14 protein-coding genes are annotated in these 15,858 nt (G+C 43.7%); 10 read left to right on the top strand and 4 right to left on the bottom strand.

The window, feature by feature from the left end; all coding sequences use genetic code 11:
• The first annotated feature begins 150 nt into the window (after positions 1-150).
• Both PYW33_RS13895 and PYW33_RS13900 read left to right on the top strand, forming a co-directional pair.
• A complete protein-coding gene (locus PYW33_RS13895) occupies positions 151-1,230 on the top strand; it encodes a patatin-like phospholipase family protein (protein ID WP_004647329.1) in 1,080 nt (359 codons plus the stop codon).
• A gap of 60 nt (positions 1,231-1,290) precedes the next feature.
• A complete protein-coding gene (locus PYW33_RS13900) occupies positions 1,291-1,608 on the top strand; it encodes a hypothetical protein (protein WP_004647328.1) in 318 nt (105 codons plus the stop codon).
• 58 nt (positions 1,609-1,666) lie between these two features.
• On the opposite strand, the gene PYW33_RS13905 is transcribed toward PYW33_RS13900, so the two are convergent.
• A complete protein-coding gene (locus tag PYW33_RS13905) occupies positions 1,667-4,021 on the bottom strand; it encodes a Tex family protein (protein WP_004647327.1) in 2,355 nt (784 codons plus the stop codon).
• Positions 4,022-4,356: 335 nt separating this feature from the next.
• On the opposite strand from PYW33_RS13905, the gene ompR reads away from it, so the two are divergent.
• From ompR to PYW33_RS13925, 4 genes are all read left to right on the top strand, one after another.
• Complete coding sequence (ompR, locus tag PYW33_RS13910; protein ID WP_004278590.1) at positions 4,357-5,121, top strand: osmolarity response regulator transcription factor OmpR; 765 nt, start codon at positions 4,357-4,359, stop codon at positions 5,119-5,121.
• 248 nt (positions 5,122-5,369) lie between these two features.
• Complete coding sequence (locus tag PYW33_RS13915) at positions 5,370-6,830, top strand: ATP-binding protein (protein WP_026055758.1); 1,461 nt, start codon at positions 5,370-5,372, stop codon at positions 6,828-6,830.
• A 205-nt stretch (positions 6,831-7,035) separates the two neighbouring features.
• On the top strand, positions 7,036-8,553 hold the full coding sequence (locus tag PYW33_RS13920; protein ID WP_004647324.1) for an acetyl-CoA hydrolase/transferase family protein: 1,518 nt from the start codon (positions 7,036-7,038) through the stop codon (positions 8,551-8,553).
• 232 nt (positions 8,554-8,785) lie between these two features.
• Complete coding sequence (locus tag PYW33_RS13925; RefSeq protein WP_004647323.1) at positions 8,786-9,478, top strand: DsbA family oxidoreductase; 693 nt, start codon at positions 8,786-8,788, stop codon at positions 9,476-9,478.
• A gap of 67 nt (positions 9,479-9,545) precedes the next feature.
• Here PYW33_RS13925 and PYW33_RS13930 read toward each other — a convergent pair whose 3' ends face one another.
• Positions 9,546-9,746, bottom strand: coding sequence for a dodecin family protein (locus tag PYW33_RS13930; RefSeq protein ID WP_004278594.1), 201 nt, complete (start codon positions 9,744-9,746; stop codon positions 9,546-9,548).
• Positions 9,747-10,156: 410 nt separating this feature from the next.
• Between PYW33_RS13930 and PYW33_RS13935 the strand changes: the two genes are divergently transcribed.
• The 4 genes from PYW33_RS13935 to PYW33_RS13950 all read left to right on the top strand — a co-directional run bounded on the left by PYW33_RS13935 (position 10,157) and on the right by PYW33_RS13950 (position 13,364).
• Complete coding sequence (locus PYW33_RS13935; protein WP_004647322.1) at positions 10,157-10,324, top strand: hypothetical protein; 168 nt, start codon at positions 10,157-10,159, stop codon at positions 10,322-10,324.
• Positions 10,325-10,574: 250 nt separating this feature from the next.
• Positions 10,575-10,754, top strand: a complete 180-nt coding sequence (locus tag PYW33_RS13940; RefSeq protein WP_004647321.1) for a hypothetical protein — start codon at positions 10,575-10,577, stop codon at positions 10,752-10,754.
• Positions 10,755-10,764: 10 nt separating this feature from the next.
• Positions 10,765-12,162, top strand: coding sequence for a hypothetical protein (locus tag PYW33_RS13945; protein WP_004647320.1), 1,398 nt, complete (start codon positions 10,765-10,767; stop codon positions 12,160-12,162).
• A gap of 92 nt (positions 12,163-12,254) precedes the next feature.
• Positions 12,255-13,364, top strand: coding sequence for a hypothetical protein (locus PYW33_RS13950; RefSeq protein WP_004647319.1), 1,110 nt, complete (start codon positions 12,255-12,257; stop codon positions 13,362-13,364).
• A gap of 82 nt (positions 13,365-13,446) precedes the next feature.
• Here the strand turns inward: PYW33_RS13950 and PYW33_RS13955 are convergent, their stop codons facing one another.
• The gene (locus PYW33_RS13955; RefSeq protein WP_004278599.1) at positions 13,447-13,710 is read right to left on the bottom strand and encodes a hypothetical protein; all 264 of its coding nucleotides are present in this window, start codon (positions 13,708-13,710) and stop codon (positions 13,447-13,449) included.
• Positions 13,711-13,904: 194 nt separating this feature from the next.
• Positions 13,905-15,824, bottom strand: coding sequence for a molecular chaperone HtpG (gene htpG / locus PYW33_RS13960; protein WP_004647318.1), 1,920 nt, complete (start codon positions 15,822-15,824; stop codon positions 13,905-13,907).
• Positions 15,825-15,858 lie beyond the last annotated feature (34 nt).

The following is a 15,858-nucleotide window of genomic DNA, read 5'->3' on the forward strand; positions in this document are numbered from 1 at the left end:
AATGAGCTTTTAAAAAAACCTGAAACTGTTCAGGTTTTTTATTTTCTGGGCATCGCATGACTCCAAAGTCACCTTAGGACATATCTTGCCATTGGGTCCTAAGACCTATCGCTTAAAATAAGCACACATTTGGCTAGTATAGGTTCAACCATGGTACAGATTTTACAAAAACGTGCGCCTGCTCTGACGATTCGTGCCGGCCATCTGGCACGTGAGCTGATTCTGCAACAAGGTTTGCAACCCGAACAAGTCGATATTGTACCTGGTGCTGCAGGTGGCCCCAAAGGTATCGGTATCCAGGGACTGGATCAGGCGATTTTTGGTGAGTTTTTTCCACGTGCACCTCAGCGTAGAACTTTGGTGGGTTCTTCGATTGGTAGTTGGCGCTTTGCCAGTATGGCTGCACATGGTGCTCAACAGGGAACCGAACGCTTGGCTGAACTCTATACCAACCTCTATTTTCATAAAAAAATGACCCGTCAGGATGTCAGCGAAGTTTGCCGTGGCATGCTGCTGGATCTGGTACAAGGCAAAGAAAACGATCTAGTCAATCATCCAGATTATCATCTCGCAGTCATTTCAATTAAAGCCCAACATATTTTCCAGAGTGACAAGGCATTGCCGTTGCTGGCTTCTGTGGCTGGAATTCTTGGAACGACCGCAGTCGCGCGCCGGCACAGCCGTTATTTCATGCAACGTGTGATCAGCCAGCCCAATATCGGTGAACAGTTTAAAATCGCTGAAGATGGATTTACCACGCATTATCATGCACTAACCGAACAGAGTGTGTTGTCCTGGTTGATGGCTTCAGCGTCTATTCCCGGGGTGATGGCAGCGGTGAACAATATTCCGGATGCGCCGCAGGGTTATTATCGCGATGGTGGCCTGATTGACTATCACATTGACCTGCCCTTTCAGAGCAAAGGTATTGTGCTGTATCCACATTTTACCGATAGCATTACCCCCGGCTGGTTTGACAAGTTATTTAAACGTACCTCAAATCCGGAAAATCAGGCACGAACTTTGCTGCTTTCTCCCTCGCAGCAATATCTGCAAAGTTTGCCTTTGGGTCGTTTGCCTGACCGTAAAGACTTTAACTTAAAAGGTTTGGACCAGGCCCAACGCATTCAGCTCTGGAAGCAATGTATTGCGGAAAGTCAGCGTCTGGGCGATGAATTTCTGGAACTGGTCGAGAAGCAGAATTTTGCTGAGGTAATGCAGACCTTGTAATTGGCCGTAGCTGCCCGATTATTTGTATAATTGCTTTAATTTTGTGAACTGTTGAGATTTATGCAGAAGTTTTTAGTTGTCCTGCAATACCTGTGTCTGGCCTTTGCCATTTATCTGATTTATAGCGTCAGCATGTCGCTGTATAGCCAGGATTTTGTCCTGATGGAACTGGTCGCTGATATCGGTACGATTCTGATCTGTATCGACCTGGCGGTGTTTTTATTTACCAGTAAAGGCAAGCCCGGCATTAGCATGGAAGAATATGCAAAAAGACTGGAACAGCCACCGTCTAAGCTGGTCTATGTGACACGAAAACTGGGGCATCTCGGTATTTTATTAATTGTTACTAGCTGGATTGTTCCGATGATTAACTCATAATGATCCAATAAAAAACCTCCCGATCGGGAGGTTTTTTTAAATTAAAGATATCTAAAAATTATTTAGAACCTTTAATCCCTGCTTGCAATAGCAATGCACCCAAACCACCAATTTTTTGCTCTTGTGGTTTAGCCGCTTGAGGTTTCTTACCCTCAGGGCGATCACCTTGCGGACGTCCTTGCTGTGGACGTTTACCCTGAGGCTTACGTTCACCACGTGGCTCATTGTTCTCGCGACGTGGCTGACGTGGTGCTTTCGCCGGCGCTTCAGAACCTTCAGGACGCATCGACAGATTCACGCGGTTACGTTCAGCATCCACATTCAAAACACGGACTTGTACGATTTGACCCGGTTTCACCACTTTATGCGGATCAGCGACAAATTCATTGGCAAGTTCAGAAATATGTACCAAACCGTCTTGATGCACACCCACATCGACAAATGCACCGAAGTTAGTCACGTTAGTGACTACACCTTCCAGCTGCATGCCTTCAGACAATTGCGCAACTTCAGTAATGTCATCACGGAATTTAGCAGTGCGGAATTCTGGACGCGGGTCACGGCCCGGTTTTTCCAGTTCAGCCAATACGTCTTGAATCGTCGGCAGACCAAATTTCTCGTCTGCAAATTCTTCTGCATTCACTTGGCGAATGATTTCAGTATTGCCAATGATGTCTTTTACAGTCGTTGCTTTTGCTTCAACAATTTTGCTCACCAAAGCATATGACTCAGGGTGAACTGCAGACGCATCCAGTGGTTCTGTACCATCTTGAATACGCAAGAAGCCCGCAGCCTGCTCAAAAGTACGCTCGCCTAAACGTGGTACTTTTTTCAAAGACTGACGATTGTCAAAACGACCATTTTCCTTACGGAATTCCACAATTTGCTGTGCGATCGATTTATTCAGACCCGCGATATAACCCAGAATTGCTGCTGATGCAGTATTTACATCCACACCCACTGAGTTCACACAGTCTTCAACGACCGCTTCCAAGGTTTTCGCCAGACCGGTCTGGTTCACGTCATGTTGATACTGACCCACACCAATCGATTTCGGATCGATTTTCACCAGTTCTGCTAGTGGATCTTGTAAACGGCGTGCAATCGATACCGCACCACGAATAGATACATCTAGTTCAGGCAGTTCCTGTGAAGCTAGTTCAGATGCTGAATACACCGATGCACCTCCTTCAGATACAGAAACACGCGTCATTTTCAGATCACTGTTCGCAGCCATCATTTCAGCAACTAAAGCTTCAGTTTCACGGCTTGCAGTACCATTACCAATCGCGATCAGGTCAACATTGAACTCGCGGCATAAACGTGCAAGTTCAGTTAATGAACCATCTTTATCATCTTTTGGCGCAAATGGATAAATCGTACTATGTGCCAGTACATCACCAGACTCGTTCACCACCGCCAGTTTCACACCAGTACGGATACCTGGGTCCACGCCCAAAGTGGTACGTGCGCCTGCAGGTGCAGACAGCAGTAAATGACGCAGGTTTTCAGCAAAGACGTTCATCGCTTCTGTTTCAGCAGCCAGACGTTTTTCAGTCAGCAATGAATGTTCAATCGTTGGACGAACTTTACCGAGCCAGAACAATTTTGCAGTTTGCTTCAAGAAATCCTGACGAGCTTGTGGCTGAACAGTTTCAAGATTGTATTCAGTTTCAATACGCGCCAATGGAGCATCATCTTCGCCATCAACTTTCAGGCCTAAAACGTTTTCCTGACGGCCACGCAGCATCGCCAATAAACGATGTGAAGGCACTTTATTCAAGTTTTCAGAGAAATCGAAATAATCACGGAATTTTTTACCGACTTCTTTTTTCTCATCACTTGCAACTAAACTTTTCAGCACGGCAGTTTTTGCAAATGTCGCTTTAAGTTCAGTGGTCAGTGCGATATTTTGTGCCCAGTCATCAATCAGGATGTGCTGGATCGCATCAAGCTGGCTTTCAGTATCTGGATAATCTTCATGGCTAAAGCCCGCCAAAGCTTCAGCTGGATCAACGGCTTCATTAAAGATTTTTTCGGCAATCGGGCCTAAACCGGCTTCTTTGGCCTTGAATGATTTACTGGTACGTTTTGGGCGGTACGGCGCGTAAATTTCTTCTAATGCATTTTTGGTTTCGGCCGCATTCACACGCGCCAATAAATCATCAGATAATTTATCTTGTTCTTTGAGTGATTCAATCACCTTTTCACGGCGCTCATACAAATCACGCAAGTATGATAAACGCGTATCGAGTTGACGTAGTTGCGTATCGTCTAAGCCTTGCGTTACTTCTTTACGGTAACGTGCAATAAAAGGAACACTGGCACCTTCATCAATAAGCTTGATGGCAGCCTCAACTTGATTTGGACGTACGGCAAGTTCTTTTGCCAACTGCTGAACTAAGTCAGTCATCGTGTTTGATCCCACAAGGATAAGTACTAAATGGCATGATTATAAAGACCGGGTCTATAAAATCCACCATTGTTTTTATTAATTTACCTCATCTTTATATTATGAAGTGCCACAGTTTTCAGCTTTTCCCGATAAAGTTTGTATGAACTTTGCTTTTTATCCAGCTTAAAATCGTATTTTTTGCTCATTTAGATGTATATATTTAGTATCTATGTCTTGATTTTAACTGCAATATTTGGTGCTTTAGAGCATAGTCAATTAATATCAATGAATCGTATACTCAAAGCCTATTTGATTTTTGTTTATGACGACAATAAAGAATAAAGGAGCATCTCATGAGTTTAGTTGTACCTGCTGAAAAAGCCGATGCCGTACATACCGAAACGGACCGGGTCGAACGGATCCTGGTGGTTGATGATGATGTTCGTCTGCGTACCTTATTACAGCGTTTTCTCGAAGATAAAGGCTTTGTGGTTAAAACTGCACATGATGCCACGCAGATGGATCGACTTTTACAGCGGGAACTGTTTTCTCTGATCGTGCTCGACTTTATGCTTCCGGTCGAAGATGGCTTGAGTATCTGTCGTCGTTTACGCCAATCCAATATCGATACGCCTATCATTATGCTCACCGCTCGTGGTAGCGACTCGGATCGTATTGCCGGTTTAGAAGCAGGTGCCGATGATTACTTGCCTAAACCGTTTAACCCGAATGAGCTGCTGGCACGTATTCGTGCGGTATTGCGCCGTCAGGTACGTGAAGTGCCGGGTGCACCAAGCCAACAGATGGAAGTGGTTTCTTTTGGCCCATGGTCGCTAGATCTCTCTACCCGCACTCTGACCCGTGAAGGCCAAGTGGTAACGCTCACTACTGGTGAGTTTGCGGTACTGAAAGCACTGGTTCAACATCCACGCGAACCATTAACCCGCGACAAGCTGATGAATCTGGCGCGTGGCCGTGAATGGGGTGCCATGGAACGTTCAATTGATGTTCAGGTGTCACGTTTACGCCGTTTAGTGGAAGAAAACCCAGCGCGTGCACGTTATATCCAGACTGTATGGGGTGTGGGTTATGTCTTTGTTCCAGATGGTGCTGAATAAAGAAAAACTTATTAGGATAAAAGATTACCCCAATTTATTGTCCCTAAAAGCCATTCGCTGCTGTCTGAGCCTCCCCTTCTTTAAAGGCTCGTATACAAATGCGCGAGTTCAGCGAATGGCAAAGTTTTTTGGTTACTTTTTCAAAAAAAGTAACACAACAAGCTCCTTCCATCGAAGGTTCAAGCAGTAAGATTCCATTACAAATTATTATTACTGCTCAATTTGGAAAATGCCAACAGGGAGCTGGTGTGAAACTCGACCCCATCGATCCACAAAAATTTACCGATTTTGTCAGCTACTCGGAAAAAAAGCGTACCCGCGGGGAACGCTTTCTCGACAAGATCAAGCCGCGTTCTGCTGCCATGCGTACCACGGTACTGGTGGTTTTTGTGGTCTGTTTTAGCCTGTTCATGTCCTTGTGGTTCTTTTGGCGTACCCTGTTTTTACCTGAAATCCAGCAACATGCGCGTTATCTGGCCATGGAACTGGAAATTCTTAATAATCCCGATCTGCGCCTGTATCATAAACAGCAGGAAGTCGATATCGATGACTGGCTAAAAAACCGGGTCGGCATTGAATACGTTACTAATCCGGCAGAATATCCCACTGTCCGTGAAAAGCTGATTGCCGAATTTTTTACCCGACAGATCGAAACCAAACTCGCCAAAGAGTTACGCATCGAACAAGCCACAGTCTATTTCCAGTTTAAGCCGAGTCCACGTATCTGGATCCAGACTCCTGAAATGAATGGTCACTGGGTACAGGAACCTTTAAAGACTTATGCCAATTATAGCAATGAACTGATTTTGGGCTGGTTGCTTGGCACGCCGATTATTGTCGGCATCATTATTTTGACCTTGGTGCGTCAGCTCAACCGTCCTTTACGCCGTTTGCAGAATGCCGCCAACAGTTATAGCCGAATCGGCTCAGCACCCTATCTAGATACCAATCATGGTCCACTGGAAATCCGTCAGGTCAATCATGCCTTTAATCAGATGATTTATACGCTGGACCAGACCGAGCGGGAACGCCGAATCATGCTGGCCGGCATTTCACATGACTTGCGCACGCCCTTAACCCGAATCCGCCTCAGTGCCGAAATGATGCCAGATGAAGATTTTCTCAAAGAAGGTCTGATTTATGATGTCGAAGATATGGACGCGATTCTGGATCAGTTCATTTCCTATATGCGCGACGGTTCCGATGAAGAACCGCAGGACACCAATGTCAATGTGCTATTACAGGAACTGGTCAAGCAGTTTAAACCGCTAGATATCCGTTTCACTCCGCAAGAAATACCGACCATTCAGGCGCGCAGCATGTCGCTGAAAAGACTGATTGGTAATCTGATCAATAACTCGAAACGTTATGGTTCCGAACCAATTGAGCTTTCTGCCCATGTTGAAGAAGATCAACTGTTGATTTGTGTGGCAGACCATGGCGAAGGCATCCCGGAAGATCAGATCGAAGCCTTGATGCAGCCTTTTGTTCGGGGCAATTCGGCAAGAACGGTACAAGGCAGCGGCTTAGGACTGGCCATTGTGAAACGGATTGTCGATATTCACCATGGTCAATTGCGTATCCATAATCGTCCTGAAGGTGGGCTTGAAGCTATCATTTCACTACCCGTGAATCAAGAGAACCCAGAGACACTTCCCCCAGCCACTACACTCGATAAAATTCGCCAAACTTTGACTGATCACTTTTAATAAGTGATCATTAATTCAACAAATGACTTTTTAGTTTTTCTATACAATTCATTTTATAGTTCACGAATTCAATCATTTAAAAATCATCATTTTTTATTATACTTACATTTAGCTAAAAAATTAGACCTTAGCCTAACACCTATGCACAATACATTTTTTGAGCGGTACAATCCGTATCATAGTTTAAGAATTAATGAGAGTTAAAATGTCTTTAGATCGTATCCGTTTAGCCTCCCTACACAACAAAGTCATCAGCCCTGAACAAGCGGCTGAATTCATCCAAGATGGCATGACTGTGGGTATGAGTGGCTTTACTCGCGCTGGTGAAGCGAAGGCGGTTCCTTTAGCTTTGGTTCAACAGGCAAAAGCAAATCCATTAAAGATCACGTTAATTACTGGTGCATCACTAGGGAACGATCTAGACAAACAACTGACTGAAGCTGGTGTATTGGCACGTCGTTTACCGTTCCAGGTAGACAATACTTTACGTAAAGCGATCAACAACGGCGAAGTGATGTTCATTGACCAGCACTTGTCTGAAACTGTTGAGCAAATGCGTAACCTGCAGTTGAAAAAACCAGACGTTGCGATCATCGAAGCCGTAGCAATTACTGAAGATGGCGGCATCATTCCAACAACATCTGTTGGTAACTCTGCAAGCTTTGCGATTTTTGCTGAAAAAGTGATTGTAGAAATCAATACGAATTTAAGCCCGGCATTTGAAGGCTTGCACGATATCTACATCCCGACGTATCGTCCAACGCGTCAAGCGATTCCATTGACTCAAGTTGATGAGCGTATTGGTACGCATGCGATCAATATCGATCCATCTAAAATTGTTGGTATCGTATTTAACAGCGAATTGCACGACTCTCCATCTACTGTAACCGCACCAGATGATGAGACTCAAAGCATTGCCAACCATTTGATCGCTTTCTTTGAAAAAGAAGTAGCTGAAGACCGTCTACCGAAAAACCTCGGACCTCTTCAAGCAGGGATCGGTTCAATTGCAAACGCCGTATTGACGGGTCTGAAAGATTCAAACTTCGAAGACTTGATCATGTACTCAGAAGTACTACAAGACTGTACGTTTGAATTGATCGATGCCGGTAAAATGAAGTTTGCTTCAGGTTCTTCTATTACGCTTTCTGCTAAGTACGGCGAGAAAGTATTTAACAACCTAGAACAATACAAAGACAAACTGGTATTACGTCCACAGGAAATTTCAAACCATCCTGAACTGGTACGTCGTTTAGGTATTATCGGCATCAACACTGCACTTGAGTTTGATATTTACGGTAACGTGAACTCAACTCACGTATGTGGTACCAAGATGATGAACGGTATTGGTGGCTCAGGTGACTTCGCACGTAATGCCCACTTGGCGATCTTCGTAACCAAATCAATCGCGAAAGGTGGAGACATCTCTTCTGTAGTGCCATTTGCTTCACATATCGACCACGCAGAACATGATGTTGATATCCTAGTGACTGAACAAGGTCTTGCGGATCTTCGTGGTTTGGCTCCGCGTGAGCGTGCACGTGCAGTAATTGATAACTGTGCGCACCCAATGTACCGCGATGCGTTGAATGATTACTTTGACCGTGCATGTGCAAAAGGCGGCCATACCCCTCATCTTCTTCGTGAAGCGCTTTCTTGGCACTCAAACTTCGAAGAAAATGGTCACATGCTTGCTGTTGAAGCTGCAGTAAAAACTGCATAATTGACTGCATTCACAAAACGCCCTACGGGGCGTTTTTTTATGGCATTTTTATATTTTTTTTGAATAGTCAGAACCTGATTATATTAAGGAAGCCATCTGGCTATCACCTACTCTTTCTTCTTTTATTTATCCTGCCGATCTGCTGTAGAAATACACTTCTGATGCTCAAGGGCTTTAAATTCTGATTCTTCACCCTCATACTTGAACACAAGAGCAAAATTAGAGACATGACATGCGCGTAGATATCTGGTCAGATGTGGTTTGCCCCTTCTGCTATATTGGTAAAAAACGTTTAGAAGCTGCTGCACAAGAAGCAGGTATTGAGCTAGAAGTACATTGGCACAGTTTCCAGCTCGATCCTGAAGCACCGGTACGTCAGGAAGTCTCCAACTCTGAGCGTCTGGCGCAAAAATATGGCCGCACCGTGGCAGAAGTCGAAGAGATGCAGCGCAATATTGCTGAAATGGCCAAAGCCGAAGGTATTGAATTTAACTGGGAAGGTGCCAATTCAGGCAATACCTTTAATGCGCATCGCCTGATTCACCTGGCGCAAAGCAAAGGTTTGGGCAATGAAGCACAGGAAGCGTTCTTCTATAGCTATATGACCCAAGGTCTGGCGATTGGAGAACGTGAAACACTGGAAGATGTCGCAGCGCGTATTGGCCTGAATCCGGTCGAAGTCGATGACCTGTTGGATTCGGAAGAATATGCTGATTTTGTCAAATTCGATCAGGAAGTCGCACATGAACAACTCAAAGTGACCGGTGTACCTTTCTTTGTTTTTGATCAACGTGTGGCATTGGCAGGCGCGCAGCCTAAAGAAGTTTTCCTGCAAGTATTTGAAAAAGCGCTCGATACATCAACCAACAGTCAGGCAGCACAGTGCTCACCAGAAACGTGTGACACGCCAGACCAAGCTAAATAAAACAACGTTCAATAAAAAAACCCCATTTTAAATGGGGTTTTTTTATTTGTTATTGAATGGCATTCGCTTAATCAACCAGAAAACTAATTTTTAAATTGACACGATATTCCGTGATTTTATTTTCTTTAATGACAACCTTCTGTTCATTGATCCAAGCACCTTGTACATTTTTGACCGTTTCTGTGACTTTTTGAATGCCCGTTTGAATCGCATCTTCAAAGCTTTTATTGCTGCTTGAATTGACTTCTACCACTTTTGCAATTGCCATAATAAAACTCTCAGCATGAAAATGAATGGAATTCCATCTTAGTCCATTCTCAGAAGATTGCAGCAGCCCGTAAACAAGCGATAGCAAAAACTTACATGGATTGAACAAAGCTCGAAATTCAATCTTAAATTGGCAGATCAAAAACACATCGCCGTTTGTTTTGGCACTCGATCAAGTCCAGATTCTCATCGCCAAAACAAAGCATAAAGTCCTGTAAAATCATAAAAATCAAACTAGAGTAAATACACTAATTTATTGTTTTATAGAGTAATTTATCTAAAATTTACTGCCTGAATTTGCCGAATCTATCATTTTATATTAAGTCTTATTTGCTATTATTTCACCCGAATTAAGTTTAAATATTCTCCTCTGTTCAAGTCATTGAACACTCTGATATTAAAGGTCATCCTATGAATGCTCTTAAATTTGCTTTCGCTGCAACCGTTATGGCTTTTTCCGTTCAAGCGTCTGCACAAATGGCGCAAGTGGTTCATCTGCCAGACTTTCCAGCGACTAAAGCACCTGCTGAAACAGTAAATACAGATGCTGCGACTGTAGCAACTGAAAAAACGGCTTAATGCAAAACTGTTTTGCATTAAAACAGGCTGATTGATTCAGCCTGCTTTTTTTATCATATTGAACACATTCTGTGTAAAAGATGCACAACTCTCAAAAATATCAACTATTTCCTACTCTCATTTTTTCTATTGATTTTTATCACTTTTAATTAAAAAATTTGTTTATAAAACACTCAAAATAGATCACTATTTTATGTGATCTCTGCTTATAATTGCAGCAATATAAATAGATTAATGATAAGAAAATTTTATGCATGAACTTCAGGCATTGGTACAGGGCAAAATTCCGCCTCAGTCAGTTTCTATTGATTATTTAATTGAAATGGCAGAAAGCTATACAGACTCGAATTCTGCTGAATACAGACTGGTCGAGCTGGCGGTTAACATTGTACTGGCACAAACCCTGGATAAAGCACTGAAACATCTCTAGAGATCAAAAAATGAATGCTTTAGAAAAAGCACACTTAATTAAAGAACTACATGGACTGGCGCAGCAACTGGAGCATAAAGTCCTGCCTTTCTATGAAATTGCCCGTTCTAAAAAAAGGATACGCGATATTTTTAATCTGTGTGATGAGCCTATTTTCAAGACCCAGATTTCAGCATTTAAGGCCCGCACTCAACCTGAACTTGTTGCTTACCAATTTTCTGCTAATACGTCTTATCATCTAAGCTTTCGTGGCTATTTCACCGAAATCTTAGCACTGGAACAAGCACTGTCTGCCCATCCGGATTCAGGCTGGGCAGTTTTACATCATCCTGAACGTGGCTGGCAAATTTGGCTGATTCCGGCTCCCCAATCTCCTGCCCTGCACAGCCAATGGGCTGAATTGCAACACTGCTATATCTGGCTGTTGCAACAACAGCAACGATTTTCTTGCCTGAAACAGGATCCACCCTTGATCGTTCCAGCCTTATCCTTACACGAAGCTGAAACCAGCTGCAATTCTATGGAAACAACCAAATATCATCGGGGACGGCCGCGCGTAAGAATTCATGCACTAGAATTAAATCGCTCAGATGAGTCAACCAATCAGATACAAATTGAACGCGAGGCGTTAAATCCTCAGTTAAAAACTGAAACGACCATTCCGCAAGAACAGATCACAGCCTCCGAATTGATTCAATTCCCTGCACAGATTCAACTAGGCGAACTAAACGCCCATGTACACCCTTTAGGCTTAGAAGAAACCAATATCCAGCGGCTCTGTGCTTTAGAAATGACTGAGAAGATCGAACATCCTGCCTATTTGGATATCGCACTGTATTATGCAGCAGAAGATAATTGGCAGGCACGTCAGGTTTATTTGGTTGAACAACTGAATCTGCAAGGCCAGTTTGTTAAATATCTGATGCTCTTAGGGGTACCGAGTCAGTTGCAGGCTCACTATTGTATTCAACATTGGCTTACCCACCATCAACGCCAGGCTGCTGCGATTAAATCACTGGCCTGGTCTGTTATAAGCATCAGGTTCATGCAACTCGAGCTTTTTTCAACGGCTTACTTGCAGCAGGCTGAAACAGTCTGGACAAAGCCAGATTACCATCCTTTTATACCCGCCCAGTTTATTCAGAAGCAAAAATTTATCTCGTTTCAAGAAGCTGCTGCGAATTTTTCTACTCCTGTACTCTTACTGCAGGAACATCAAAAAATCCGAGTGATTCATGGTGAAAAACGCATGTCTATGGCAGAGAAGGAGCTGGCCTATCCACACATCTTGCTGCAACGCGACAAACGGCTAAATTGGCAGAATATTCACAATATTATTTTAACAATGCCGCAACCGATTCATGTGCTGGAACTTTATCGGGAAATTCAGGCTCAAATGACTGAATAATTGCTGTTATTTTGTAGCTTTAACTTGCTTTTTAAGGCGATTTTTTAGAAAACTACAGCTAAATATAAGCATACAAGAGCAACAAATATCTCATGCAAATAAACAGGATTACTCAAACTTTACTGCTCTCTCTGGGCCTAGGAATGAGCGGTAGCATGTCCTGGGCAAATTCAGTCACAGCTGCTCCTGCCAGTTCAACAAATACAGAGCCCAGCCGATCAGGCTTACTGGATCAGATTCCACGTTTGATCGATGCAACACCAACGGTTCTGCCAGAGCAATCAAGTGTCGCCATCGTTCCATCCACGCTAGAGACAGAAAATTATTCATGGGCGGATCAAAAACAGAAAGGCATCCGCGAATGGGCTGATCGTACTGCACATAAAATTGATAACTGGTTTGGTGAAACCGATCCGGATCAGCCAGCTGCAGCCACATTACGGATCATTCTAGATAATCGCTGGGATGAATATGAAGGCTATGAGATTAAGCCCCGAATCCGCGGCAAGATCAAGCTTCCGACCTTGGAACAAAAGCTGAGTGTGGTTTTTGGTGATGACAGTCTGGACAATGAATTAGACAGTAATGTCGCGATTACCAATGAAAATCCTGCCACTTCCGGAGATAAACGTCTGGATACTAAACGTGCACGTGAAGATAACAGCTCTTTTGCCTTACGTTGGTCTGAATGGTCAGATCGCATTCCTTTCGAAACCGATCTGGATCTGGGCTTGCGTTCTGGAGATGATATTTACCTGCGTGTCAAAGCCAGTAAAGATTGGACGCTGGAAAATGACTACTCTTTTCATGCCGAACAGATTTATCGCTACGGCATTCAAAGCGAAAACTATTTACGGACCAATCTGGAGCTAATCCATGCCCGTCCCAATCAGGCCTTTTTCTCCAATCAGCTTAGTCTGACTTATGCAGATGATCAAGACGATGATCTGACCTGGGACAACTACACCTTCAGGCAACATCAGTTTTTTCAGGACAACCGTTTCAGTTACGGCATTTATACCGGTGGTTATCTAAATGACAAGGATCTGCGTCTCAACCGCTGGGGCCCCTATGTGTCGTGGAGACAACCTTTTTTACGTGAATGGTTTTTTGTCCAGACCGACCTGAACTATCTGAATGATCATCGCGAGGATCGTGACCACTATGTCGGGGCTTTGGTACGTTTAGAAGCGTTGTTTTAAACTGACTGATACTAGAAAATAATAAAAGCCCATCATTCATGGGCTTTTTTCAATATTACTGAGGCAATCAGCGCGGTAAGTATTAGCTGGTTTTATTCAGGATAATACGATCACTGCGTAGCACACGTTTTTGCTGCAATGAGGGTTGCTCCATCACTGGCATATTGAAGCGAATACGATCGCTACGTTGCACACGTTGTGGTTTTGCTGCCTCTACTTTCGCAACTTTATAAAAACTGATGCGATCTGTGCGTACCACTTTTTCTGCAGCAGGTGCCGCTAGACTAAACTGGCTCATCGACATCAGGATTACAGCGCCCATACTGATCATCAGCTTAGATTTCATAACATTCTCTCTCTTTGCTTAATGATCGCAATTATAAATTAAAAATTAATTAATAATCTAAAATATAGATTTATGATTCGAAGGTATTTTTTTATTCTCTCTATCGTTTTTCCAGATCATTTCTAGAAATGAAAAATGAAGCAGGCATAAAAAATCCCTCCGAAGAGGGATTTTCTCATTCAACACATCAGCAGTTAAGCAAGCAACAAGCTATTAATTCGCTTGACATATTCAGCAGGATTTTCTGGTAATCCACCTTCTGCAATCACCGCTTGGTCGAAGATCACATTGGCCAGATCATCAAACTGCGCCGAGCCATCCAGTTTTTTCACCAACGGATGTTCTGGGTTAATTTCCAGAATCGGCTTGATATCCGGCACAGGCTGACCTGCATCTTTCAGCATACGAATCAGTTGTGGAGACAACTCACCTTCTCCAGTTACCAGACAAGCCGGAGAATCGACCAGACGCGTCGTCACCCGCACTTCTTTGGTTTTGTCTTTTAATGAATCCGTCAGCTTATCCACCACCGGTTTAAACTGGGCTGCGGCTTCTTCAAGGGCTTTCTTCTCTTCGGCATCCTGAAGGTCACCTAAGTCAACTGCACCCTTAGACACGTTTTGCAAAGGCGTACCATCGAACTCATTCACGAAGTTCATCGCCCATTCATCCACGCGTTCAGTCATCAACAGAACTTCAATGCCTTTTTTCTTGAACAGTTCCAGTTGCGGTGAATTTTTCGCAGCATTCAGACTATCTGCAGTCACATAATAAATGGCTTTCTGGCCGTCTTTCATGCGTGCTTTATAGTCTGCCAATGACGTGCTGACCTCGTCATTGTTTGATGTTGCATAACGCAGCAGTTTCAAGATACGTTCACGGTTACTGAAATCTTCACCCAGACCTTCTTTCAATACTGAAGCAAATTCCTGATAGAAGGTTTTGAAGTTTGCCTGATCTTTTTCATCTTCAGATTTAGCCAGATTATCCAAAATGGTCAGGATACGGCGGGTATTGCCTTCACGGATGGTTTTTACATCACGGCTTTCTTGTAATAACTCGCGACTGACGTTCAATGGCAGATCGGCACTGTCCACCACACCTTGCACAAAGCGCAGGTAGTTTGGAATCAGGTTATCTGCATCATCCATAATGAACACACGTTTCACATACAGTTTGATACCCGCTTTGGATTCACGGGTGAAAATATCATGTGGCGCTTTGCTTGGAATATATAACAACTGGGTATATTCAGTGCTGCCCTCAACCCGGTTATGCGCCCAGGCCAATGGCGCTGCGAAATCATGGCTTAAGTTCTTGTAGAACTCGACATACTGCTCTTCAGTGATTTCAGACTTGTTACGAGTCCATAATGCGCTGGCCGAGTTAATGGCTTCCCACTCATCGGTTTTGACATACTGGCCACCTTTAGATGTTTCACCTTCAGCCGCTTCTTCTTCCTGCCAGACTTCTTTTTGCATCTGGATTGGCAGGCTGATGTGGTCTGAATATTTATTGATAATCTGCTTCACTTTATAGCTTTGCAGATAATCCAGCGCATCGTCACGTAAGTGCAGAATAATATCGGTACCACGTCCTTGTTTCGTGATCTGTTCAACTTCGAACTCACCGGTTCCGCCACTGATCCAGCGCACCCCTTCAGAGACATCTGTGCCAGCACGACGCGACTCTACCGTGATCTTGTCAGCCACAATAAAACCGGAATAGAAACCGACACCAAACTGGCCAATTAGCTGGGCATCAGCCTTTTGATCGCCGGTCAGTTTGGACATAAAGTCTTTGGTGCCTGATTTGGCAATAGTCCCTAAATTATCAATAGCTTCCTGTTCGCTTAAGCCGATCCCGTTATCTGAAATGGTAATGGTTTTATTGTCTGCATCCAGACTGACACGAACGCGCAGATCCGGATCATTTTCATAAAATTCGGGATGGTTAATCCCTTCAAAACGTAATTTGTCGCATGCATCTGAGGCATTCGAGATCAATTCGCGTAGGAAAATTTCAGGGTTTGAATAAAGCGAATGGGTCACGAGATGTAGTAACTGAGCCACTTCAGCCTGGAAACTATGTTTTTGTGCGCTAGACTCGCTCATTAATCACTCCTTTTATTTTAAATACAGGTCAATA

Origin of the sequence: Acinetobacter lwoffii (assembly GCF_029024105.1) — a bacterium.
Lineage (GTDB): Bacteria > Pseudomonadota > Gammaproteobacteria > Pseudomonadales > Moraxellaceae > Acinetobacter > Acinetobacter lwoffii.